The 24,507-nt window shown below is 58.0% G+C and carries 24 protein-coding genes; 9 read left to right on the top strand and 15 right to left on the bottom strand.

Features of this window, described 5'->3' with window-relative positions; translation table 11 throughout:
* The first annotated feature begins 40 nt into the window (after positions 1 to 40).
* The gene (locus tag FCS96_RS03375; protein ID WP_138438812.1) at positions 41 to 406 is read left to right on the top strand and encodes a putative zinc-binding protein; all 366 of its coding nucleotides are present in this window, start codon (positions 41 to 43) and stop codon (positions 404 to 406) included.
* 56 nt (positions 407 to 462) lie between these two features.
* Positions 463 to 864 carry a ribonucleotide reductase subunit alpha gene (locus FCS96_RS03370; RefSeq protein WP_138438811.1) on the top strand — a complete coding sequence of 134 codons (402 nt, stop codon included), beginning with the start codon at positions 463 to 465 and terminating at the stop codon, positions 862 to 864.
* Positions 865 to 887: 23 nt separating this feature from the next.
* Here FCS96_RS03370 and moaA read toward each other — a convergent pair whose 3' ends face one another.
* From moaA to FCS96_RS03350, 4 genes are all read right to left on the bottom strand, one after another.
* A complete protein-coding gene (gene moaA, locus FCS96_RS03365; protein WP_138438810.1) occupies positions 888 to 1,889 on the bottom strand; it encodes a GTP 3',8-cyclase MoaA in 1,002 nt (333 codons plus the stop codon).
* Positions 1,890 to 1,899: 10 nt separating this feature from the next.
* Positions 1,900 to 2,157, bottom strand: a complete 258-nt coding sequence (locus FCS96_RS03360) for a MoaD/ThiS family protein (protein ID WP_138438809.1) — start codon at positions 2,155 to 2,157, stop codon at positions 1,900 to 1,902.
* Positions 2,158 to 2,364: 207 nt separating this feature from the next.
* Complete coding sequence (locus FCS96_RS03355) at positions 2,365 to 2,613, bottom strand: hypothetical protein (protein ID WP_138438808.1); 249 nt, start codon at positions 2,611 to 2,613, stop codon at positions 2,365 to 2,367.
* Between the two features lie 203 nt (positions 2,614 to 2,816).
* On the bottom strand, positions 2,817 to 3,566 hold the full coding sequence (locus tag FCS96_RS03350) for a ParA family protein (RefSeq protein ID WP_138438807.1): 750 nt from the start codon (positions 3,564 to 3,566) through the stop codon (positions 2,817 to 2,819).
* A 495-nt stretch (positions 3,567 to 4,061) separates the two neighbouring features.
* On the opposite strand from FCS96_RS03350, the gene FCS96_RS03340 reads away from it, so the two are divergent.
* Positions 4,062 to 5,645 (top strand): hypothetical protein, encoded by a 1,584-nt coding sequence (locus FCS96_RS03340; protein WP_138438806.1) that lies wholly within the window; start codon positions 4,062 to 4,064, stop codon positions 5,643 to 5,645.
* A 36-nt stretch (positions 5,646 to 5,681) separates the two neighbouring features.
* Here FCS96_RS03340 and FCS96_RS03335 read toward each other — a convergent pair whose 3' ends face one another.
* From FCS96_RS03335 to dctP, 9 genes are all read right to left on the bottom strand, one after another.
* Positions 5,682 to 6,485, bottom strand: a complete 804-nt coding sequence (locus FCS96_RS03335; protein ID WP_138438805.1) for an enoyl-CoA hydratase-related protein — start codon at positions 6,483 to 6,485, stop codon at positions 5,682 to 5,684.
* Positions 6,486 to 6,533: 48 nt separating this feature from the next.
* Positions 6,534 to 6,968, bottom strand: coding sequence for a DUF4124 domain-containing protein (locus FCS96_RS03330; RefSeq protein ID WP_138438804.1), 435 nt, complete (start codon positions 6,966 to 6,968; stop codon positions 6,534 to 6,536).
* A 130-nt stretch (positions 6,969 to 7,098) separates the two neighbouring features.
* Entirely contained in the window at positions 7,099 to 8,307 is a 1,209-nt protein-coding gene (gene glcF / locus FCS96_RS03325; RefSeq protein WP_138438803.1) for a glycolate oxidase subunit GlcF, read from the bottom strand.
* A gap of 13 nt (positions 8,308 to 8,320) precedes the next feature.
* Positions 8,321 to 9,388: a glycolate oxidase subunit GlcE gene (gene glcE / locus FCS96_RS03320; protein ID WP_138438802.1), complete on the bottom strand. Its 1,068-nt coding sequence runs from the start codon at positions 9,386 to 9,388 to the stop codon at positions 8,321 to 8,323.
* Positions 9,381 to 10,853, bottom strand: coding sequence for an FAD-linked oxidase C-terminal domain-containing protein (locus FCS96_RS03315; protein ID WP_138438801.1), 1,473 nt, complete (start codon positions 10,851 to 10,853; stop codon positions 9,381 to 9,383). Before FCS96_RS03315 ends, glcE begins: the two co-directional genes overlap by 8 nt.
* Before the next feature lie 90 nt (positions 10,854 to 10,943).
* Positions 10,944 to 11,369, bottom strand: a complete 426-nt coding sequence (locus FCS96_RS03310) for a GlcG/HbpS family heme-binding protein (protein ID WP_138438800.1) — start codon at positions 11,367 to 11,369, stop codon at positions 10,944 to 10,946.
* A gap of 22 nt (positions 11,370 to 11,391) precedes the next feature.
* Positions 11,392 to 12,927, bottom strand: a complete 1,536-nt coding sequence (locus FCS96_RS03305) for a TRAP transporter large permease (protein WP_138438799.1) — start codon at positions 12,925 to 12,927, stop codon at positions 11,392 to 11,394.
* Complete coding sequence (locus FCS96_RS03300) at positions 12,924 to 13,628, bottom strand: TRAP transporter small permease subunit (protein ID WP_138438798.1); 705 nt, start codon at positions 13,626 to 13,628, stop codon at positions 12,924 to 12,926. The genes FCS96_RS03305 and FCS96_RS03300 overlap by 4 nt, the downstream gene beginning before the upstream one ends.
* Before the next feature lie 100 nt (positions 13,629 to 13,728).
* The gene (gene dctP / locus FCS96_RS03295; RefSeq protein ID WP_228264036.1) at positions 13,729 to 14,754 is read right to left on the bottom strand and encodes a TRAP transporter substrate-binding protein DctP; all 1,026 of its coding nucleotides are present in this window, start codon (positions 14,752 to 14,754) and stop codon (positions 13,729 to 13,731) included.
* 384 nt (positions 14,755 to 15,138) lie between these two features.
* Between dctP and FCS96_RS03290 the strand changes: the two genes are divergently transcribed.
* The 6 genes from FCS96_RS03290 (at position 15,139) to astE (ending at position 20,350) form a co-directional block, all read left to right on the top strand.
* Positions 15,139 to 15,897 (top strand): FCD domain-containing protein, encoded by a 759-nt coding sequence (locus tag FCS96_RS03290; protein WP_138438796.1) that lies wholly within the window; start codon positions 15,139 to 15,141, stop codon positions 15,895 to 15,897.
* 157 nt (positions 15,898 to 16,054) lie between these two features.
* Entirely contained in the window at positions 16,055 to 16,825 is a 771-nt protein-coding gene (locus FCS96_RS03285) for an ABC transporter ATP-binding protein (protein WP_138438795.1), read from the top strand.
* Between the two features lie 85 nt (positions 16,826 to 16,910).
* Complete coding sequence (locus tag FCS96_RS03280) at positions 16,911 to 17,666, top strand: transporter substrate-binding domain-containing protein (RefSeq protein ID WP_138438794.1); 756 nt, start codon at positions 16,911 to 16,913, stop codon at positions 17,664 to 17,666.
* A gap of 47 nt (positions 17,667 to 17,713) precedes the next feature.
* Positions 17,714 to 18,418, top strand: coding sequence for an ABC transporter permease (locus FCS96_RS03275; RefSeq protein ID WP_138438793.1), 705 nt, complete (start codon positions 17,714 to 17,716; stop codon positions 18,416 to 18,418).
* A 3-nt stretch (positions 18,419 to 18,421) separates the two neighbouring features.
* Positions 18,422 to 19,144: an ABC transporter permease gene (locus FCS96_RS03270; protein ID WP_138438792.1), complete on the top strand. Its 723-nt coding sequence runs from the start codon at positions 18,422 to 18,424 to the stop codon at positions 19,142 to 19,144.
* 156 nt (positions 19,145 to 19,300) lie between these two features.
* Positions 19,301 to 20,350, top strand: coding sequence for a succinylglutamate desuccinylase (gene astE / locus FCS96_RS03265; RefSeq protein WP_138438791.1), 1,050 nt, complete (start codon positions 19,301 to 19,303; stop codon positions 20,348 to 20,350).
* Between the two features lie 24 nt (positions 20,351 to 20,374).
* Here astE and FCS96_RS03260 read toward each other — a convergent pair whose 3' ends face one another.
* On the bottom strand, positions 20,375 to 23,401 hold the full coding sequence (locus FCS96_RS03260; RefSeq protein WP_138438790.1) for an efflux RND transporter permease subunit: 3,027 nt from the start codon (positions 23,399 to 23,401) through the stop codon (positions 20,375 to 20,377).
* Entirely contained in the window at positions 23,401 to 24,480 is a 1,080-nt protein-coding gene (locus tag FCS96_RS03255) for an efflux RND transporter periplasmic adaptor subunit (protein ID WP_228264010.1), read from the bottom strand. The genes FCS96_RS03260 and FCS96_RS03255 overlap by 1 nt, the downstream gene beginning before the upstream one ends.
* Positions 24,481 to 24,507: the final 27 nt, after the last annotated feature.

Below are 24,507 nucleotides of genomic sequence, written 5' to 3'. Positions count from 1 at the left end.
GACCATATTCAAGCTTCCGTCTTTTGCAAAAGGAGGGCACGTGACCGCAAGAAAGCAACGACCGCTGATCTATTCATGCTCCGGCTGCTCTGATGTGGCGCAGCTGGCTAACAACGTGGCCATAAGGCTGGATCATGCTGGCGACTTCGAAATGTCCTGCATTTCAGGTGTCGGCGGCAAAGTTCCCGCCCTGGTCAAAACCGCCAGCTCCGGTCGCCCGATCACCGTTATTGATGGCTGTCCGCTGCATTGCGCCCAGGCCTGCCTCAAGAACATCGGAGTCGAACCCGATGAGCACGTAAGACTCTATGAGTTCGGTTTCAAGAAACACTATGGGCAGAGTTACGGTGCGGACGCCGTAGAGGAAGTCTGTGAAAAAGTTCGCAGGCTCAGCCTGTCCGCCTAACTAATTGCCCGCCAGGCTTAGATCGCCGCGGCTCGATAACGACAAGGATTTTAAGAATGATCAGCTGTTACAGTGACCTGATTCAAGCTACCCGCAGCCAGCATGAGGCTCAGCGCCTATTATTCGTGTTTTGCCGGGCTGAGCTGTCCGACGATGCCACTGCCGAGGAAAAAGCAGCCTTTGAACGCGGAGAGGGTGGTGCTTTGACGCCGGTTATCTGCGTCGACAAGACGCCGGATGAGGCTCCGGACTTCGCAGCCCTTGCCGAAGAATCAAAGTCCACAGGCCAGCCATGGGACGTTGTATTCATCGCCGCAATGTCTGGCCGCGGCGGTGTGGCACCCTCCTCCGACGAGGCACAGCAACCGCTGACCATGATGGTGGAGTCCATCCGCCTTGGTCACATCGGTCATTATCTTCCTCTGGATTCCAATGGAAATGCTGTCAGCCTCGGCTGAACAGTGACATCTGCAAGACCGGCTTAACCGCCGGTCATGTTCATGAAACGCAGAATCTGAACACCCCCACCGGTCGAAAAATGATGTCGCTCCGGCTTCAGATCCATGGCCTTGATGATGGTTTCTCTGAGCTTTCCGTCGCCTTCCGGATAGCCTCGCAATACTCGCCTCAGATCGACAGAATGCTCATTACCCAGGCACAGCAATAGCCGGCCCTCAACGGTTACCCGAACTCGGTTACAGGTTGCGCAGAAGTTGTGGGAGTGAGGGGATATGAAACCAACGCGAATCGGGCTATCGGACATTCGGTAGTATCGGGCGGGGCCACCGCTGTCATCAGTTGTAGGGTGCAGGTCGTGGTGTGCGGTGATACGCGTACGAACCTCATCGCTACTGCACAGACTTTCTGAACGGTCGTGCTCAGTAATATTGCCCAGCGGCATTTCTTCAATAAAGCTGATGTCCACTTGCTTGCGACGGGCAAATTCAACCAGGTCGAGAATCTCGTCGTCGTTGCGTCCTTTCATAATCACGGCGTTCAACTTAATGCCGCGGAACCCGGCCTCGCGGGCCGCGTCAATGCCGTCCAATATCTGGGCCAGGCGCCCTGTTCGGGTGATCTGGGCGAAGCGTGTACTGTCCAGCGTGTCCAGGCTGATGTTCAGGCGATGCAGCCCGGCCTTACGTAACGGCTCAGCCAATTTCGGCAGCTGACTTCCATTCGTGGTCATGGCAAAGTCCCGCAACCCCAAACGCCCGATGTCGTTGACCAGATCGAGAATGTCGCTGCGAACCAGGGGCTCGCCTCCGGTCAGACGAATCTTCTGGGTTCCCAGACTTTGAAACGTTCTGGCCAGCCGCGCGATTTCTTCCAGGGTAAGCACCTGTTGGCGTGGCAGAAACGTCATGTCCTCTGACATGCAGTAAACGCAGCGAAAATCACAACGATCGGTGACCGACAAACGTACATAATTGATGGACCGACCAAATCGATCTTTCAACGGCTGAATAGACTTCAGAGACATGAACGCTCCCTTAGCCGCCGGTCACCGGCGGGAACAATGCCAGTTCGTCGCCCGGCATAACAGAATGACCTCCCTGCACCATTGTTTGATTAACGGCCGTCATAAGGCGCACACCCCGTAATGACACGGCAAGCTGGGGAAGCTGTTGAAGACAGGCAAGCAAATCTGACAGCACAACGCCCTCAGGGGGTATGTCGTAGCTCATTGAGTCAAAGCCGGCCACTTCGCGAATCTGGGCGAACAATCGGACCGTTATGGAATGGCTCATAAATAGCGGAATCCTCAATAATCAAAAGGGCTATTCTGGCAGCAGGACCAACGCCAAACGATACCCCTCTCGGGGTAACTCAGGAGAGCACTGGTGGTTTAATTGCAGAGGTGAGTATGCATGGTGTGGTGCTCGGAGCCGGGCCCACGAATTCCACAAAAAAGCCCGCTTGGCGCGGGCTGTTTCATTACTGTCAGATTCCAAATCTCAGTGAGGCAGCGTCGCCTTGATAATCTTCCAGTCCCGGATGCGGCCATCCGGATCAAACTGCACGAAGCCGGCAAAGCTGTCGTCGTCCTGCCAGGTCTTGATATAGCCGATGACCTCTCCGTCATCAGAAACCATCTCAAAGGATGCCTTACTGGTTTCGTGTTCCGTATCGTATTCACTGTTGTCTTGCTGAAGGGTGAAAGACGGGTTGTTCGAAAGCGCCAGTGCGAGAAGATCGGGATTCATTGAGAAGCACTCCAGTTTCATGGTGCACGCACTGCTTGGCTAGCGCGCACTTGCGAGTATTAGCTGACACAAAAACCATGATGCGCCGATTGATGATCGGCGTGAGCAAATTTTGATCACCCGGCAAGTGTATTACAACTTGTCAGATTCGCCAGGCAAAACATGGCCAATTCATCGACAAATTCAACTGCCGTTGATCTCCGTCAACGCTTCCAAAGATCGCGCTGGATCCCCGCCCACATCTTCCGGAAACCGGCCGCTGCCACCGAGTTGGGCGCCAATACTTCCAATGGCTGTCCCTCTTCCCCCATTCGCTCAACGGCACTGGCGTAGGGGATAATGATGTCCAGTGGCTGCTCAAGATAGTCCTCGGGACTTGCGATCAATTCTCGGTGCAAACGTTTGCGTCGATCCGCCATGGAGAAGAACGGCTTCAGCTTCTTCGCTCCAAATTTTTTACCCTTGGCGAAGTCCCGCAACTGAGTCCAGCTGTTCAGAGACAACCAGGTCGGCACCAGGGGGACATAGACTGCGTCAGCCAATGCCAATACCTGTTCGGTCAGGCGCGACAGAGTCGGTGGACAATCCAGGACCACCAGACTGGTTTCCTCTGACAACGGCGCCAGCATCTGCCGGAGCACATTGTTTCCGGCATCCTGATCCAGCTTAATGTCGAAATTGCGAAAGCTACTGTGAGCAGGAATGAAATCCAGATTGGGGTAAACGTCGTCGTGGATAAATTTGGCAACGGGTGATTTTCCATCCAGAAGCTTCGACAGCTTCTTGCCCTTCACGATCTCAGCGCCAGCCAGATAGAAGCTGGCAGCCCCTTGTGGGTCGAGATCCCAAAGCAGGGTTTTGCATTGGCTCTGGCTTGCGAGATAGGCGATGTTCACAGCCGCAGCGGTTTTTCCGACACCGCCTTTAGGACTGTAAAACGCGATGATCCTCATGCTTGTGTGGCTCCCAGGGACACGGGACGAATCCGTAGCCCCCTTATGGTGAACAGGCTCTTTAGCCTAACAGCATTCTGATGTAATGCTGAGCCGAATACCGGCTCTCAGATTTGTACAGCGCAGCCTCCCCCGGAACATGGACTTCATAACGCACCGGCCGGAAATAACCACAGGTTTCCTGCACACCAAGCTCGAGAAGTTCCAGACAATTCCCAGACCATAGCACCCGGGCACTCATGCCCTGAATCGATTTCATCAGTACTGACAAAGTTGCCCCCGAAAACAAGCTGTTGGCAAAGTGGCTACAAGGGGCTCATCCTGAGCAGCGCAGTTCCATGGAGCTGCGGGAGAGGGTCCGTCTCGATAGAGACACATTGAATCAGCGCAACGTTGCGTTTTTATGAATCACCAGAGCCCAGTCAGCTCCGTTCACGAAATGGTCATGTCGCAGGTTTAGCCTGTTGCTCTCAATCAAAAGGAGAGCTGTACCCCATGTCTGGAGATTCCTCCCTCCTCGTCGAAAAACTCTGGCGGCTCAAACGCCGCATTGATAAAGGCGCCTGTCCCGGCGTCGAATTCGTCCACCTGAATACCCTGCTGCAGGAACCCGGTTACAGAGCCGACGTTTTACGGCGCGTGGAGCATTCGGGCACACCGGAACTTCAGGCCCTGGCCCGAGAAATTCAGGCCAACGACAACGGTCAGCCGCTAATGGTTCGGGAGCAGACCAGCCGTATTGAGGAATCGCCTACGAAAGCGCGCAAGAAATCAGGCTGGTTGCGCCGCAACAGCCTGATCTGGATTCCGGCACTGGCTATCAGCTCCATCACCGTGGGCTTTACCGCGTTTGAAAACCGGGCCGTGCGTATCGATACCGATATCACTACCGACGCCACCTGGAAGACCGGCTCCCGCTATATTCTTGAGGAAACCATTTACGTCGAAAATGCGAGCCTGACCATCGAGCCCGGCGTAACCGTTGAAGGCGAGAACGGCTCGGCCCTGGTGGTCACGCCTTCCGCCAAACTGTTTTCACGAGGCAAGGCCAATAACCCGGTGGTCTTCACCAGCGCCCGGCCCGAGGGCAAGCGCGCCCGAGGTGACTGGGGCGGTGTGGTCCTGCTGGGCCTGGCGCCGGTGAACGAAGCCGGTGCCGCCATTGAAGGCCTGCCTGCCGGCGAAACCCGCGGCTCCTTTGGCGGCACCGACGCCAGCCACTCCTGTGGCGTTCTGGAGTACACCCGCATCGAATTTGCCGGCTTTGAGGTTTACAAGGACAACGAGCTGAACGGCCTGACGCTCGGTGGCTGTGGCAAGAATACTATCGTCCGCAATGTGCAGGTACATCGTTCCCTGGACGACGGCATCGAGATGTTCGGTGGCAATGTGGATCTGAAAAACATCGTGGTGTCCGGTGCCGCCGACGACAGCATCGACTGGGACTGGGGCTGGACCGGCAACGTCCAGTTTGCCGTCATCCAGCAACACCCTGATGTCGGCGACAACGCCTTCGAAGGCGACAACAACGGCGGCGATCATGAAGCGATGCCTCGATCGGAACCCACCTTTTACAACGTAACCCTGGTCGGCACCGGCAACTCCCAGAAAAAACACCGGGGCATCATTGTGCGGGAAGGGTCCGGTGGCCATTTTCACAACATGCTGATCGACAGCTATGGCATCGAGGCCCTGGACACCCGAGACGGCGCCCTGTCACTCACCAACCGCAACCTGCTGACATTCCAACACAGCCTGATGGCCAACCTGGGGCACTTGGGGCAGGTTGATCAGGAAGGTCGCTCAGGGGATGGGGATGACGACTTCGGTTTTGATGAACAGAGCTGGATGCAGGCGCAGGCCAACAGCAATAGCTTCCGAGTGGATACAGCCCTGTTCCCGAATGCCCGGAATCTGGTGAACCCCAAGTTCATGCCGAGGATTCAGTTGCGGCAGATGAACGCAACTCGACCACCCCAGAGCGAGTTCTTCGACGAATCAGCCAATTTCGTCGGTGCAGTGAGCCCGGTGTCCGCCAGCAGTTGGCTGGACGGATGGACCAGTTTCCCAGAGTCCTGAGCCCCCTGCATCACTGATGCGCCATGGACGGCGCCTTCAGCCCCGCCCCATCGAAGCAAGCATTCGATTGACCGCCTCCAGGTGCTCCGGCTCATTGTGGCTCATGCCCTGGAACACCGCGCACAAATCCAGGAAGTCCTTTAATTCCATGCGCTGAGCCATCTTCATCAGGCGCTTGGTCAGGCGCGTTGCCTTCGGCGGCTGGCTGGCCATCCGGGTTGCCAGCTTCATCGCCTCCGGCATCAACTGGTCGTCCGGCACCACTGTCAGGACAATACCAAGCTCCTTGGCCTCATCAGCATCAATCACCCGGCCAGTCATGGTCAGTTCAAACGCGCGCTGATAACCAATCAGGCGCTGCATCAGCCAGGCACCGCCGTCGCCGGGAATGATGCCGAGGTTCAGAAAGGTCTCGCCGAACTTGGCCCGTTCGGAGGCAATCCGGATATCGGCCATGTTGGCAAGGTCGAAACCGGCGCCAATGGCCGCGCCGTTCACTGCCGCAATTACCGGCACTTCGACTGCCTGCAGCGCCAGCGGAATTCGCTGGATGCCCTTGCGGTAACGGTCAGCACACTCGGCTACGTCGCCGGCAAAATCGCCACCACGTTCGGCCATGTCGCGGATGTTGCCACCGGCACTGAAGGCCGAGCCGGCACCGGTGATCACCAGTACCGACACCTCGTCACACTGATTCACCCATTCGGCTGTGGCCACGATGTCATCGATCAGGGCCGAACCAGTCAGCGCGTTACGGAGGTCATTACGGTTGAGGGTCAGAACGGCGACCCGTTCATCAAGGGTCAGCAGCGCGTCGGTCAGTTGGGGCAAAGTTGTCATTGTGGACTCCTGATTGCATTCGGCTTTCAGGCAATATAACACCTCAAACTACTGCAACAGGCATTCACGACTGAGCTTCTGGCTGGTTTCACGACGCTGGCGCCGGAGGGTATTGCCCTTGTCATTGCCGTAGCCGGCCCGAAGTTTTGACTGAATCCTTTCAAGCTTTTTCCGGTAGGCGCCACAAGTCTTTTCGCGTTCGACTCTAGCCCTATCTGCCCCCTCCCCCGCTCCGCGATCCGGTGCCGACAACAGGCCGCGAACGTCATCGCGAATTCCAGACACGCGCCTGCCCTGATCAAGATTCTCAGACATGGGTACCGTCGATGGCTCAGAGACGACTATCTCTCGGTGGGGCAATTCGCCCGGTGGGTAATCCGAAAAGTGGGCGACGCCGTTCGAGTCAATCCAGGTGTAGACTCCGGCGTAAAGCGGTGAACTGAAGCATCCAATGACAACAAAAATCGCCAATATCCATGGCATAAAGATCCACTCCCTGTGGGTTCGTTAGCTGCTGCGGCAGTATAACGAACCTATCAGGAAATGAACGGAACCTGGCCCCGGTTTACCAAATCCAGTATCGAATCCGTTACCGAATCAGCTCCCCAACCAGTTACTGATCCAACAGCTCGATCCAGTGCTGAACCGGCACCTGCGCCTTGGTTTCCAGGTGCATCTGACAGCCAATGTTGGCAGTGACGATGCGGTCAGGGTTATCTACCGTCAGTGCCTTGAGCTTGTTGCCCAGCAGCTTCTGACTCATCTCCGGCTGCGTTACCGAGTAGGTACCGGCAGAGCCGCAGCACAGATGCTTGTCCTTGGTGGCCGCCAGATTCACGCCGGCCTTGGTCAGCACCTGCTCGACTACGCCGCTCTGCTGCATGGCGTGCTGCAGGGTACACGGACAATGGAACGCCACCTTGCCCGGGCTCTGGCTCAGCTTCAGCTTGTCCAGATCCTGCTTCAGCAGGAAGGCGCCGATATCAGTGCACAGCTCGCTGACCTTCTGGGCCTTGGCAGCGTAGACCGGGTCGTCCTTGAGCAGGTGGCCGTAATCCTGAACCATGGCGCCGCAGCCAGAAGCGGTCATGATGATGGCTTCGGCTCCGGCCTCGATGGCTGGCCACCAGGCATCGATGTTCTGGCGCATCCGCTCCAGCCCTTTTTCGTGCTCGGACAGGTGGTAGTTCACCGCGCCACAGCAACCCGCCTCAGGCGCCTCGACCATGGTGATACCCAGCTTATCCATTACCCGGGCCGCGGCCGCATTGGTGTTCGGAGTAGCCGACGGCTGCACGCAGCCGGCCAGGGCCAGAACGATGCGGTTGTGACTGGCCGCGGGCCAGGGGCTGGCCTGCTTTCTCGGCGGCACCTTGGTGCGCAGCGGTGCCGGCAGTACCGGACGGAATATCTGGCCCATCCGCAACAGCAGGCCAAAAAGCTGGCGATTCGGGATCACCCGGGCCAGCGCCCAGCGCAGCCACTTGTCCTTGGGAGCCCTTGGCAGCTCTTTCTCGATAAGGCCCCGACTGATGTCCACCAGGCGGCCATACTGAACCCCCGATGGACAGGTGGTTTCACAGCTGCGACAGGTCAGGCAGCGGTCCAGGTGTTCACGGGTCTTTTCCGTGGCTTCCTGACCTTCCAGGAACATCTTCATCAGATAGATGCGGCCCCGGGGCCCATCACGCTCATCGTTCAGTTCCTGATACGTCGGGCAGGTTGCGGTGCAGAAGCCGCAGTGGACACAGGCCCTGAGAATGGATTCGGCCTCCTGCCCTTCCGCTGTATTGGCAAATTGTTGAACCAGATTTGTTTGCATCGTATTCCTGCTCTTACAACCAGCTGTATAAACGTCCGGGATTGAAAATATTATCCGGATCGAACGAATTCTTTACCCGACGCTGAATCGCCTTCAGAGCCTCAGGTTGGTGGTGCATGACTTCGCCGTGGCGGTCGCCGCCCCGGAACAGGCTGACCTGTCCGCCAGCGGCACGGGCCAGAGGCTCCATGTCACTGAGTTCGCCGGCACCGCGATACCAGCGCTGGGCGCCGGCCCAGTCGATGAACCAGTGGCCATCAAGCTGCGGTGTGGCCGCGGTTGAGCCGACTGAAAAGCGCCAGAGTGGAACATCGTTCCCTGCAAAGAATTCGTGCTTCAAATCCTGAACCTGTTGCCAGAACTCATCGCCCTGCTCCAGTACCTCGCCGGACCATTTCTGGGCCGTGGCTTCCACGGCTGACTTGGCACCGGACAGGCGCAGGTACACCTTACCGTCCACCCAACAAGCGCCGGTGATCGGCTTGGGTTCGGCCGAACGGCTGTTCATATAGTGGATGACTTCATCCATGGCCATATCCTGCACCAGGGTCATGGACGCGGCCGGCTTCGGCATCACCTTGAGGCTGATCTCAGTCATCACGCCCAGGGTTCCCATGGCGCCGGCCTGCAGCCGCGAGACATCGTAGCCCGCGACGTTTTTCATCACCTGGCCACCAAAGCGCAGGTGTTCACCTTTGCCGTTAAGCAAACGAACACCCAGCACCTGGTCACGCACCGAGCCTGTCCACGGCCGAGCCGGGCCGGACAGGTTGGTCGCCAGCGTGCCACCCATTGTGGCGTTCGGGCCCAGCCGCGGCGGCTCGAAGTGCAGCGCCTGACCATGTTCGGCCAGTGCTGCCTCGACTTCGCTCAGCGGTGTGCCGGCGCGCACGGTCAGTACCAGCTCAACCGGGTGATATTCAACGATACCGCTGTGCTCGCCCACGCTCAGGGTGCCGGCGTCCGGGTCGGCAGCCCGGCCCATAAAGGCCTTGGTGCCGCCACCAACGATGTTGAGTTTGTGCCCGCCATCGCGGGCAGCGATGACCTGTTCTGTCAGTTGTTTGGAAATATCAGCCATGGGCGGCTTCCGTAGGTTCGTGCTTGTGTTGTTTGTGCTCGAGGGACCGGTATTCCTGGCAGAATTTCAGAGCCGGCACGCCCTTGCCCGGGTTCAAAATCCCGGCCGGATCGAAGGCGGCTTTGACATCGTGGAACTGCTGCAATTCGTCGTCATTGAACTGCACAGCCATCTGCCGGATTTTCTCGACCCCCACCCCGTGCTCGCCAGTGATGCAGCCACCGACCTCAACACAGAGCCGGAGAATGCTGCTGCCAAAGGCCTCGGTGCGCTCAAACTCACCCGGGACATTGGAATCAAACAGGATCAGCGGGTGCAGGTTACCGTCGCCGGCGTGGAACACGTTGGCCACTCGCAGGCCAAACTCTTCCGACATTTCTTCCATCCGCAGTAGCACATTGGCCAACTCGCGGCGCGGAATAGTGCCGTCCATGCAGTAGTAATCCGGCGAGATCCGGCCCACCGCCGGGAACGCCGACTTCCGACCTTTCCACAGCAGCGCCCGCTCTTCCTCGCTCTCGGAGGTACGTACCGAGGTAGCACCGAACTTGCGGAATACTTCCTCGGCCTGGGCGATGTGCTCGTCCACTTCCTCAACCGTACCGTCTACTTCGCACAGCAACAGCGCCTTGGCTTCACGCGGGTAACCGGCCTTGGCGAAATCGTCCGCCGCAACAATGGCATGGCTGTCCATCATTTCCAGCCCGCCCGGGATAATGCCATGGGAGATCACGCCACCAACGGCGTCACCGCCGTTCTGGACACTGTCGAAGCCAGCCATGACCACTCGAGCCACTTCAGGCTTGGGCAGCAGCTTCACCTTCACTTCGGTAACTACGCCAAGCAGGCCTTCCGAGCCGGTCATCAACGCCAGCAGATCCATGCCGCAAACATCCAGGGCATCGCTGCCAACGGTGACCACATCACCCTCGGCCGTCACCATCTCCACGCTGTGCAGGTTATGCACGGTCAAGCCGTACTTCAGGCAGTGCACACCGCCGGAGTTCTCGGCCACGTTGCCGCCAATGGTGCAGGCGATCTGGGATGACGGATCCGGGCCATAGTAGAGGCCGTACTGAGCCGCTTCCTCGCTGATTGCGAGGTTGCGAACGCCGGGTTGCAACCGGGCGGTGCGCGCCAGAGGATCGATCTCGAGGATGCGATTGAACTTGGCCAGCGACAACACCACGCCCTCTTTATGGGGCATGGCACCGGCGCTGAGCCCGGTGCCTGCACCGCGGGCGACCACAGGCACCTTGTGTTCGTTGCAGATGCGCATCACCCGCTGCACCTGCTCTACGGTTTCCGGAAGCACTACGAGCAAGGGCATCTCGCAGTACATCGACAAACCGTCGCACTCGTAGGGCTTCATGGTTTCGCTGTCGGTGATGACGTAGTCCGGGTCAATAAACGACCGGAACTGCTCCGCCAGTTCGGCTTTGCTGACTTTCGGCTTGGTAGTCATAACATTCTCTGGATTCTTGCCACATCGGCCCGCCCGCGAGCGGAGGATACCGGCAGGCCCTCAGGCCCACCGTTTCAGGTGTGACAGCAATTAACTGCGTTTGGTTTCAAAGTGGTCGAGACCAGCCTGGGCACAATCCATGTCCTGCTGGGGCGTACCGGAACTCAGGCCGATACCGCCAACCACCTCACCGTTTACAATCACCGGGAGACCACCGCCCACAGAGCTCAGGCGTCCACCCACCTCGGTGTGGATACCGAAGGCGAGACTGCCAGGCACGTTGGCCTTGTTGTAGTCGTGGGTCGCCTTCTTGGCGGCAGCCGCGGTGAAAGCCTTATCTTGGGCAATGGTGACACTGGTGATCTTGCCACCGTCCATGCGTTCAAAGGCCACCAGATTTCCGGACTCATCCACAATCGCAATGCACATGGGCACCCCGATCTCCCGCGCTTTTTCCGCCGCGCCCTCGATCAGGATGCGCGCATCCGCCAAGTCCAGTCTGTTAATTGTCAACATAACGAATTACTCCTTGATTGAATTAGCCGTAAACCAGTCCCGGCAACCAGGTCACAATGCCCGGAATCAGGATGCACATAAATAGTCCGAAAGCCTGAATGGCCAGGAAGACCAGCGACGACTTGAAAATCGTGGCCATGGATATTTCTGGCGGGCATACGCCGCGGAGGTAGAACAATGCGTAACCGAATGGTGGACTGAGGAACGACATCTGCATATTGACCAGATAGAGCACACCAAACCAGAGCACAACGTCATCACCTGCCACCGGCGGGAAACCCAGCAGGCCCGGGAATTCCAGAGCTTTTACAATGGGAATAAAGATAGGAACTGCCAGCAGCAGAATACCCACCCAGTCCAGAAACATACCCAGAACCACCAGCAGGAACATCAGCAAGAACAAAATGCCGTAAGGCGACATGCCAGTACCCAGGATGGCATCCGTCACAAATTGCTGCCCGCCCTGAAGGATATAGAAGCCAACAAAGACCGAGGCGCCGAACATGATCCACAACACCATGGCGGATGCCTTGGTGGTGGTTACGGAGGCTTCCCGCAATCCGGCAATGGAGAACTTACCGTGCATCATGGCCACTACGATGGCGCCAAAGGAGCCGATACCGGCTGCTTCCACGGGCGTAGCGATGCCGCCGAACAGCAGGCCGAGCACCAGAAACACCAAAATCAATGGAGCAATCAGGTTTTTCGTGAGAAGGAGTTTTTCCTTCAGGCTAATCCGCTCTTCCTCCGGTACCGGCGGTCCCAGCTTTGGATTAATCCAGCTACGGATCAGCACATAGGCAATGTACAGGGAAGACAGCATCAGGCCTGGGATCACAGAGCCGAGATACAACTCACCGACAGATTGCTGCGCAACAACCGCATAGAGAATCGCCAGGATTGAGGGAGGAATCAGTATACCCAGAGTACCACCAGCCATGATCGAGCCCAGCGCGATCTTCTGGTCGTAACCGCGCTTGAGCATCGCCGGGAGAGCGATGATGCCCATGGTGACAACGGCAGCACCAATGACACCCACCATGGCTGCAAGCAGGGTAGAGGCCAGGATGGTTGCTGTCGCTAGGCCGCCGCTCAGGCCACCCATCCACTTGTAGACCACACTGAACATTTCCTCAATCAGACCAGCTCGTTCGAGCATGGAGGCCATGAAGATAAAGAGCGGTATCGCCGCCAGGTCGGAGTTGGTCATCATTGGGAAAATGCGTCCCGGCACGAGGTTCAGCATCATTGCGTCGCCCACCAGGTAGATGAACATCACCCCGAGACCACCGGTCACGAAAGCCAGCGGCAGACCCATCATTAGAGCCACGGCAAGGGAACCGAACATCAGATAGGTCAAAGGCCCGACCTTGACGTCGGAAAGGCTACCGGAAAGCTTGAACAGGAATTGCTCATCGCTCCACGGATCGTAGAAAAGAATGTTGATCATTTCGACACAGATGACAAACGCCAATGCCACTGTGGCGATAATCATCAGCCAGGTACTCAGCTTCCCGACAAGGTTACTACCCGGCGCAGTTGTTGTATTTGTAGTCATGCGGTGCGCTCCCGGCCAAGACGGACAAACAGGACAATATCCTTGATCAGTTTGGATGTGCCTGCGAGCAAAAGAAGTAATGAACCCAGCACCATCATGCCTTTGGCCGGCCAATGCTGGATACCCCAGGTCTCAACCGTGGTTTCGTTCATGGCGTAAGAATCCTGGAAGAAGGTCCAGGAGGTAACCAGAAGAATCAGGGCAAAAATGTAGAAGAACATGGACGTAAAGATGTCCAGGCCAATTCTTCCACGCGCGGGCAGCATGTTGTACATCACATCCACACGCACATGGGCGCCATGAAGCATGGCAAATGCGCCCGCCAGCATATACTGCATACCTAGCAGCAGGAAGCTGGCTTCATGGACCCAGATGGTGGGCATGTTGAAGACGTAGCGCATGATCACCCCAAAGAAATAAAACACAACGGCATTGATTGTCCAGAACGACACGAACAGACCGGATTTATCGCACATCCAGTCCACTACCTTGGTGAACCAGTTCCCTTCGAACTGGAGGTAGATAAGTGGATCATCCTCTTCCGCCTGCAATTCCCCCGGTGTCAATTCCGGCTCGGCGCTCTCGCCTCCGTGACCACTACTCCACTTGTCCCAGGCCATCATGATCAGCGGCATGACCGCAAGCCAGCCCCAGTAGAACCAGTGCGGCATTACGAATCCGAAACCTTCAAGATCAGACATGTTGTTACTTCCTCAGCCACAAAACAGGGAAGGCGGAACTCCTCGTTCGGAGTCGTCCCTGACCTTCCCCTTGTTTCTTATTTGTTAATCCAGGAAGGTGTTACCGGCCCGGCACGCCTTCAAGATCAGACTCGTTTAGATAGCCGACGGTATCGTTCATCATATACTCGACCTGCATATCGAAGATGGCACGGGCGTTATCGTCTTTATTCGCCCACTTATACCAAATCGGGATGGCTTTCCGGCGCCATTCATTCAAATCTTCCTGGCTCAGGCGGCTCACGGTGTCACCCGCATCCTTGAACTTCTTCATGGCCTCAACGTTGCGCTTCTGAATGGTCAGATAGTGCTTCTGCGAGTAGATGCGCACTTCATCCTCAACCAATTCCTGGAGTTTCGGATCGAGAGCATTCCAGGCACGCAGGTTGACGGTCAGATCCATCAGGTCCACCGGCTGGTAGATCGACATGACGCCCGGAGGTCCGAACACGATGTAATCTGTCACCTGGGAAAAGCCCAGTTCCCAGTTCACCGCCGGGCCCACGTAATCGGCCGCGTCGATGGTGCCCTTTTCCAGGGCCGGGAAGATGTCAGAACCCGGCAGGCTCACGGTAGAAGCACCGAACGCCTGAAACACCTCGGCGACCATACCGCCAGGAACCCGGAGCTTCATGCCTTTAAGATCGTCGAGGCTGTTTACCGGAGTCTTGGAGTGAATGATATTTGCGTCGTGCTGGATCGGACCCACGTAGAACAGCCCGAACTTCTTATAGATTTCCCGGGTCTTCTCCAGCATGCCCAGTGAGTAGAACATGGTGTCCCACTGGTGAGGCTGATCTGGGCCGCCGGGATAGGATGACAGGAAAACCGAAGCGGGAATCTTTCCGGACCAGTACAGAGTGAAAGGGTTCATGCCTTGAAGAACGCCACTGCGAACCGAATCGAACAGTGAGTTGCTGTCGGCTGCGACAGCCTTGGCAGGAAAGCACTTGAAGATCAGTTCACCGCCGGACTTCTCTTCCATGCCATTACACCAGTCCTCAAACAGGTCGTAGCCGACCGTGCCCGCGTCCCATACCGACTGGATTTTCCAGGTGGTTGCCGCCTGGGCCTGGCCCGCGCCCATCAGCATGGCACCGGCAAAGGCCGCACCGACCGTCACCGATTTTAAAAAACTTCTGCGAGGTGGGGCCTCGGCAGTGTCATCGTGATTCCAGATGTTTTCGTACAAGTTCATCGACACATCTCCGTTAACTTTGTTGTTATAAGCGTGTGATCAACGCCGGTGCGATGCAGTTTACCGACCGACATTAGACAGATACTCGTAGCCAACATGGGTTTAGTCCAGCAATTAACCCACTGGTCAGACCAGTTTTTCCAACGACATAAATGGACGAATCGGCTGCAATCGTCCATATTTACAGGGCTTGACGGAGCATCCACCAAGCCCCGAACCACAGACACCGGCAACCGCCACTGGTCAGACCAGCAAGCAAAGACAGGCACCTGAATGGCTATTTCCCAGGAAATTTCGTACCGACTCGAGCGGCTCATTCTGGATGGTGGGCTGGCACCGGAGCAGAAAATTCCCTCGGAACGCCAGTTGGCTGCTCGCCTGGGCGTGTCCCGGGCCGTTATCCGGGAGGCACTGCACGAGCTGCAAGGCCGGGGTGTTATTGAAACACAACACGGCAAGGGTTCATTTGTGGCCAGCATGGTTCCACAAACGGATACCGTAGACGACCACAGCCCGCTCATGCACCTGTTCGAAGGCCACCCCCGCACGCTCTATGATTTGCTGGAAGTACGCGAGCAGCTTGAGGGCCAGGCAGCGTTCCTGGCGGCCCAGCGCGCCACCGGCGCAGACCGGCACCGGATTACCAAGGCATTCAGGGCGCTGGAAGATACCGATCCGCTAAGCAACGCCCGGTCGGATCACAGCTTTCACCTGGCGATTGTTGAGGCATCCCATAACCCGGTACTCGTCCACGTGCTCAGCAGCCTGAAGAATATGATGCTGATGACGGTTCAGGCCTCCGTGGCTAACCTGAACCCCAGACAGGAAATGCGGAAAAAAATTATCCGCCAGCATCGGCAGCTCTATGAATCTGTAATCTCGAGCAAACCTGGGGTCGCCCAGAAGGCTGCCATGGCTCACGTCCGATTTGTCAGCGACTCGCTCCGTGAAATGGAAAAGGACGGCGCCCAGGTGATTCGGATGCCGGTTCCACCGGATGGCTCAGCGCAACACTCATTTCAGAGCCTATAACTCGGGCACACCGTGTGGGGACTGCAACAACATTCAACCACAGCAGCATGTTGGATCTCGACTGATAAAGCGGCAAAACCCTCTGTAAGAGGTATTGATTTCCGAAGCCACAGTCCGTAAAACATGCGCCTTTGACTGACAGCCTCAGGAGCTACCAATGGCGGACGAATCGCCTTTGATCTGCAGGGATATTCACAAGACTTTCGATAAGCTTGAAGTGCTGAAGGGCATTTCTCTGGAAACCCGCAAAGGCGATGTGGTTTCCCTGATCGGCAGTTCCGGCTCCGGCAAGAGCACTTTCCTGCGTTGCATCAACCTGTTGGAAACGCCCACCTCGGGCGACATAATTGTGCACGGCGACCCGATTCGGTTCACCAATAACCGCAAGGGCGAGCGCATTCCCGCTGATAATAAGCAGGTTGAACAGATCCGCTCGAAGCTTTCCATGGTGTTCCAGAGTTTCAATCTGTGGTCTCACATGACCGTGCTGGAAAACATCATCGAAGCCCCGGTGAATGTGTTGAAGGTGCCGAAGAAAGAAGCCATTGAACGGGCCGAGGCCTACCTCCAGAAAGTCGGTATCTACGAGCGCAAGGATTACTACCCGGCCCAGATGTCCGGAGGCCAGCAGCAGCGTGCTGCCATCGCCCGCGCCCTGGCCATGGAACCTGAGGTAATGCTGTTCGATGAGCCCACCTCGGCCCTGGATCCGGAACTGGTGGGTGAAGTTCTGAAGGTAATGCAGAGTCTGGCCGAGGAAGGCAGGACCATGATCGTGGTTACCCACGAAATGGCATTCGCAAGGGATGTTTCCAGTCAGGTCCTGTTCTTGCATCAGGGCGTGATTGAAGAACAGGGTACGCCTGAAAAAGTGTTTGATAATCCGGACTCGGAACGCATGAAGCAGTTCCTCGCTCCCAACTTCTGACACTCGGTGCTATCTTGAGTTCGTACTGGATGCAGTGCTTCCATCAAAAATAAGCTGAAAAGGCAAATTACTGGAGAAGTAACAGATGAAAAAACTGATTGTTGCAGCGAGTTGCGCGCTGGCCATGGCGGCCGGAACGGTCCAGGCCAAAGATTGGAAAGAAATCCGTATCGCCTTTGACGTGCCTTACGAGCCGTTTGAGTACAAAGACGAGAACGGCGAGCTGACCGGCTTCGAAGTTGAGCTGGCCGAAGCCATGTGCGCCGAAATGAAAGCGGACTGCGAGTTCGTTATCCAGGCATGGGACGGCATGATCCCTGGCCTGCTGGCGCGTAAATTCGACGCCATCATGTCTTCCATGTCCATCACTCCTGAGCGCGCCGAGCGCGTCCTGTTCTCCGAGCCGTACTACAATACACCGGGTGGCTGGTTCGCCCCTGAGAGCTTTAACACTGACGTTACTGACATGGACGCCATGAAAGGCAAAGTGGTCGGCGTACAGCGTGGCACCACCATGGACACCTTTGTGACTGACAAGATGGGCGGCATTGTAACCATCAAGCGTTACACCACCGCTGATGACATGGTTCTGGACCTTGAAGGCCAGCGCCTGGATGTGGTTTTTGTTGATTACCCGGTGGGTGAGCAGACTGTCCTGAGCAAAGATGGCTTCAAGGAAGTCGGTGAGCCGGTCAAGCTGGGAGAAGGCGTAGGCGTTGCCATGCGCCAGCGTGACAAGGACCTGGCCGGCAAGGTCAACGCCACCCTGAAGAAACTGAAGAATGATGGCACCTACGACACCATCATGAAGAAGTACTTCAACTACGACATCAAGATGTAAACCGCGGGGGTGGCCGCACCGGCCACCCCTGACTACCGGACGTTTCCATGCTCGATCTGAAAGGCTATGGCCCGGCACTACTGGACGGGGCAGTTGTCACCATTGAACTGGCCTTCCTCTCACTGGCCCTGGCTGTCACTCTCGGACTGATTGGTGCCTCCTCCAAGCTGTCCAGCAACCGTTTAGCCAAAGGCACGGCTACGGCCTACACCACGCTGATTCGCGGTGTGCCTGATCTGGTCATGATGCTGCTGTTTTACTACGGCGGTCAGGTGGCTGTGAACAATCTCTCAGATCTGCTCTGGGAGGCTTACGAAATCGACGTTTTCTTTCAGTTCGATCCGTTTATTTCAGGCGTTGTCACCATCGGACTGATTTTTGGTGCCTACATGACCGAAACTTTTCGCGGCGCCTTCCTAGCCGTCGAAACCGGTCAGATTGAGGCCGCACGCGCCTACGGCTTTACCCGCTGGCACACCTTCCGGCGCATTATTTTCCCGCAGATGCTTCGCCACGCCCTGCCTGGCCTTGGCAACAACTGGCAGGTATTGCTGAAAACCACCGCGCTGGTGTCTATCATCGGCCTGACCGATATGGTTCGGGTGGCCGAGGAAGCCGCCAAGGCCGAACGCATGCCGTTTCACTTTTTCATTCCGGTGGCGTTCGTGTACCTGACGCTGACGGCCGGGTCTGAGCTGTTCATCAAATGGCTCAACAAGCGCGCCAATGTTGGCGTGGTTCAGGGGGGATAAGAGATGCCTGATTTTATCGCCCAATGGCTGAACCAGAACGAAATCTTTACCGCCATGACCATGGTGGAATACTGGAATGGTCTGGTTAGCACGGTTCAGTTGGTCTTCCTGTCGCTGGTGATTGGCCTGGTTTGCGCCGTCCCGCTGGCGATCCTGCGCACCAGCCGGAACCCACTGGTGTCAACGCCGGTGTGGCTTTACACCTACCTGTTTCGTGGCACGCCGCTGCTAATCCAGTTGTACATCATCTATTACGGCATCGCGCAAATTCCGGGTATCCAGGAAACTTTCTGGTGGGAGATTTTCCGGGAGCCGTTCTATCCCGCGCTGCTGGCGTTCACCTTGAACACAGCGGCCTACACCACCGAAATCATCCGCGGTGCGATTATGTCTACGCCCCATGGTGAGATTGAGGCAGCCAAGGCCTATGGCATGAACTGGTTCATGCGCATGCGTCGGATTATCCTGCCGAGTGCTGCCCGGCGTGCGGTTCAGGCCTACTCCAACGAGGTCATCTTCATGCTGCACTCAAGCGCGATTGCCAGTGTGGTGACCATTGTTGATCTGACCGGCGCGGCCCGGAATATCTATTCCCGGTTCTACGCGCCATTCGATGCGTTCATCTTTGTGGCGCTGATCTACATGGTACTGACTTTTATTCTGGTGTTTGCGTTCCGCAAGCTGGAAAACCATCTGTTGCGACATCAGCGTCCGGTTAGCAACTGACATCTCCTCAGACTTTGGTGCCCGGGCAGGCAGGGTGTTGCCTCCCGGGAGCCGCTCGAGCCCATCCATGGGGCGTTTGAGTGAAGCCGTCCATGGCTTCACACACTCCCGGGAGGCAACACCCTGCCCGCCCCCAGATTTATTTCGGGGATTCTAATGACTGTGTATTCGGATCTTTTTTCTGATTCAGCTGATTGGCTCAGTCACACCCTCAGCAACGCCACTGCCGATGTGGCCGAAGCCTGTACCGAACTGCCGGATGGCACAGTCATTGTCCGTAAGGCTCTGGGAGTTCTGGAGCTGACGCCAGCCCCCGGCCGATCAAACCCCAACAACGAAGCTCTAATTGTCTCCGCCGGCGTGCACGGCAACGAGACCGCGCCCATTGAGGTTTTGAATGGTCTGGTCAACGAACTGCTGCACGGCGACTGGCAACTGGCCTGTCCGATGTTGCTGATCCTGGGCAACCCGCCTGCCATGGTGGCGGGTGATCGGTTTCTCGATGCGAACATGAATCGGCTGTTCCATGGTGCCCACCAAAAGCCCGAGTATCAGGGCCTGCCGGAAGCCACGAGAGCACGGCAAATTGAGTCCCTGTGCCGGGACTTTCAGGCTAGCCATTCCGGCCAGCTCTCTCACTACGACCTGCACACGGCGATCCGGCCGTCCCAGCGGGAAAAGTTTGCCCTGTACCCATTTGTGGAAGGTCGCGAGGTGCCCCCACAGCAGTGTGAGTTCCTGTTGGAGGCCGAGGTCGAGACGCTGTTGCTTCAGCACAAATCGGGCACCACGTTTTCGTCGTTCTCGTCGTCGCAGCTGGGTGCGGAGAGTTTTACTGTGGAGCTGGGCAAGGTGCGGCCGTTCGGGCAGAACGATCTGAGCCGGTTTACCGGCATTCGTGATGCGCTGCGACGTCGGTTTCGGGGCGAGCCTGCGCCGCAACCGGCAAAGCCGACGTTCGAGCGGCTAACGGTGTTTGAAGTGGTGCAGGAGATTCTGAATACCGGCCCGAACTTTGTGTTTCATGTGCCGGATGACGTGGCGAACTTTACCGAGTACGCGCCGGGCACCGTGATCTGGGAAGACGAGTCGACCACTTACCGGGTTGGCGATCAGGCCGAGTCGATTGTATTTCCCAACAGGGACGTGCCTGTGGGCCAGCGGGCGGGCCTGTTGATCAGGCCCCGGCACACTACCGGGGCCTGACCAGAAACCGGATTCAGCGCAGGCTCAGGCTGGCGCGTTTTCAGGCTCAGGGACCGGGGCCTTGATCAGTTGCGTGCACACCGCGGGTATCACCAGCAGGGTCAATACCGTGGAAGCCAGCAGCCCCGAGATAATGGCCCAGGCCATGGGTGGCCACAGGGTTGAACTGGAAAACGCCAGCGGCAGCAACCCGGCCACAGTGGTGGCCGTAGTCAACAAAATCGGCCGGGTACGCTGTTCGACGGCTTTGCGCACCGCATCCCGGATGCCCTCACCTGCCGCCAGTTGCCGATCCATGACATCCAGCAGCACGATGGCGTTGTTCACTACAATCCCCACCAGCGCAATCACCCCCAGCAACGACTGGAAGCCAAACGGTGAGTTCGACAGCACCAGCCCCGGGAAGATACCCACCGTCGCCAGCGGCACCGTCAACAGGATGATGCCAACCCGACGGAAGGAATTGAACTGCAACAGCAGGAAGAACAGCAGTAACAGCACACCGATGGGCGCGGCCGTGAGCAGTGCGCTGTTGGCGTCACCGGAGCCTTCAGCATCGCCACCCAGGGCTATGCGAGTGCCCTCCGGCAGCGGGTTTTGTTCCAACGCCTCATTCAGGCGCTCAAGGGCAACATTGAAGCCGTAACCGGTCTGCAGGTTGGCAGTCACCGTGTTCATCCGGACGCCGTCCCGCAGATAGCGTACCGCCGGTTCCCAGGTAGTCTCGACAGTGGCTACTGCCGACAGCGGAACCGCATCACCGCGATCATTGTAGATATTCACCGACAGCAGTCGTGACAGCGACAACGCGGTGCCCTCTCGAGATCTCAGCACCAACGGAATCGGATCTTCTTCCTGCCGATAACGCTCAGCGATTACACCAAAACTCTGGCCGTAGAGACTCTGGGCAACGTCAGCCCGGGTCAGTCCATAACGGGCCGCGGTGGCGTCATCAACATTGATGGCAATGCTCGGTACGCCGATATCGAGGTCGTGTCGGACATCCACTGTGCCCTCAACCTGGCGCAGGATGGCAAAGATCTGTTCCACCGCCTCGGTCCGGGTGACATCGCTGGCGTGATAGACACGGACAGCAACCGGGGCAGCCCGGGGTGGCCCTTGGCCCAGAATGCCGACGCTGACATCCAGCTCTGGCATTTCATCGTTCACATGGGCACGGACCCAGCGAATCATTTCGGTGGTGTCAGCCAGGGTTGGCGTTCGGATAACCAGCCGGGCTCTGTTAGGTGCCTGTGGGGCACGCTGCAGGTTGTAGTAGAAGCTGGGACCGGTGAAGCCAACAAACCGGTGAACCTCCACCGCCTTGGGCTGGGTTCGGATCATCCGCTCCAGGTCCGATGCTGCCTCCGCCGTGCGCTCCTGATCGGTACCTTCCGGCATGTACAGTTCAACAATCACCCGAGGGCGGTCGGCATTCGGGAAGAATTGCTGGGCCATGAACGGCGTCATTGCCACACTGATTGAAACCAGCAGGGCACCGGCAGCGATCAAGCGACCGGGATAACGGGACACCAGGCCACCGAGGAACCGGGCCAGACCCACCAGTCGATCACTACTAACGTTGTGACGGGGTTTGAGAAATCGGGCAGCCAGCAAAGGCACCGCCGAGATAGCAAGCAGGTAGCTGACGGAGAGAGTCAGCATGATCATTACCGGCACGCCCCGGGTAAAGTCGGCGGCACCACCCTTGGATAACAACAGGGGGGCAAAGGCCGCCAGCGTAGTTCCGGTAGAGGCGCCGAGTGGCCCCGCCAGCTCGCCAACGGCAGTGCGCAGGGCATCCAGTCGTCGCATGCCGTGGTCCAGGTGGCCCTGGATGTTCTCAACAATAACGATGGCGTTATCGATGAGAATACCCAGGGAGATGACTATGCCGATCACCGCAATCTGGTGCAGTACCCCACCGCCCAAGTCGTACAGACCAATACTGATCAGCGCCACCATCGGCAGGATGGAGGCCACCAACAGCCCCATGCGGATGCCCATGCCAGTGAACACCACGGCGACAATGATCAGCACCGACAGCACCAGACTCCAGGCCAGGTTATCCAGGCGCTGCTCAACCTTGTCGGGCTGGAAGAACATCTCCCGGATCTCGTAGGGCTGGAACTCCCCGCGGATGGCCTCTACCCGTTCCCGCACCCGCTGACCGAACCGGATGGCATCGGTGGTCCCCTCCTCCATGATGATCGAGACCAGCACCACCCGTTCGCCGTCGTACCAGGTCTCAGGTTGCCGAGGCTCCACCGGCCCACGCCAGACATCGGCCGCAGCCGCCAGGGGCACCTGGGAGCCGTCCGGGAGTTCGAGGGGCGTAGCCCGTATGGCCTCAATGTCGGCAAATTCACTGTTCGGCAGGATCGAAAGCCGTCGGCCGTCTGACACCACAAAACCGCCGGGAATGGTCTGGTTGCGTCGAGCCAGGGTGTCCATTACCCGGGCCGGCGAAATGCCCAGACGAAACAGGGCGGCGTCATCCAGTGCCAGGGTAATCTGCTCATCGGCGTCGCCTTCCAGATCAATGCGCGATACCCCTGAGATGTCAGCCAGGTTGCGCTTAAGACGCTCGGCTACGTCGGTCAACTCAGTTACGGAGGGGCCGCCGGACACCGCCAACACTATGGCGGGAATATCGATCAGCCGGTCGTCCAGCTCCATCTGGCCGACATCGTCCGGGAAGTCATTCCTGGCCCGCTCCATGGCGAGCCGGACCCGATCCCAGGCGGGATCAGTATCGTAAATGGCATCGTTCAGGCGCAGCTTGACCAGGGCTACCCCGGTTCGGGCCGTGCCTTCGCTGTAATCCACCTCCTCCACTTGGCGCAGTTCATCAACGAGAGGCTGGAGCACCAGCCGCTCCACCGCATCAGCGCTGGCACCGGGATAGTTCACCGAGACCATTCCGGCCCGGTAGGGAAACGAGGGGTCTTCCTGGCGCGGCATGGTGCTATAGGCGGCAATACCCAGCAGGCACAGCATGGTGACCACCATGCCCAGTAGCCGGCGGCAATTCAGCAGTCGGCGAGTCATCACCGCACCTCCACGGCGTCACCATCGGTGAGCCGGGTCATGCCCGCGTATACCACCTGGTCACCGGGGGAAAGCTGCTCGGCACGAACCACCACACGCTCACCCACGATACGTTCGACAGTGACCGGAACACGTCTGGCCTGACCGTCCCGCACCCGGAACACGCCCGTGCCCTCACCGGTGCGCACAACCGACAGCAGGGGCACGGTGGTCGCCGACACCCGCACCGGCGTGATGCCGACTTCCACCGGCGCACCGGGCTCCAGGGAATCCACCGGCAGGCTCACCAGAATCGGATGCAGTTCACCCCGAACCGCACCGGCCTGGGCGATTTCCACCACCGACCCAGTCTGGGGCGGACGGGTCCGGTCCTGCACCGACCAGATCGGCAGTTCTTGTTGCAGGGTCACATGCTCCAGCAGGTAAGCCGGTACCCGAACTTCAACTTCCCGGCCCTGGGGCGACGACAGCCGCATCACCGGCTGGCCGGCGGCGACAAACTCATCCGGTTCCACCAGCACGGCTTCAACCCGGCCTGAAAAGGGGGCCCGCAGGGTGCTTTCGTCCAACAACTGGGTGGCCTCGGCCAACGCCGCCTGGGCAGTCGCCACACTGGCCCGGAGCGAATCCCGGCGAGCGGCAAGCTGTTCAAGGCTTTGCTCCGACACCACACCCCGTTCGTGCAAGTGGCTAGAGCGATCCCATTCCCGCTTGGCCTGCTCGAACTGGGTTTTCAGTTCATCCAGCTTGGCCCGGGCAGAATCCCGCGCAGGCGCCAGGGCCGGGTTATAGACCCGTGCCAGCACGTCACCGGAACTGACCGTCTGTCCCAGTTCCACGGCACGTTCTTTCAGAGTACCGCTGACCTGAAAGGTCAAGGTTGCCCGCTGGGTCGCCCGCACGATACCGGAGAAGCGCAGGGCCAGGCCTTCAGTCTGGCCACCGGTCACATCGGCAACCCGCACCGATACCGTGGGTTCTGACGTTTCGGCCGAGACATCACCAGCTCTACAGCCGGACAGCGACACCACGACGGCAATGGCGATAACAACGGCGAATGATGGAAGAAGTGGCTTCATGGTTTGTCCTTTCATCCTTGCTCTGGT

The organism is Marinobacter alexandrii (assembly GCF_005871205.1).
Taxonomy (GTDB): Bacteria; Pseudomonadota; Gammaproteobacteria; order Pseudomonadales; family Oleiphilaceae; genus Marinobacter; species Marinobacter alexandrii.
The sequence above is the reverse complement of the archived record's forward strand: the minus strand, read 5'-3'. Positions and strand labels throughout refer to the sequence as shown.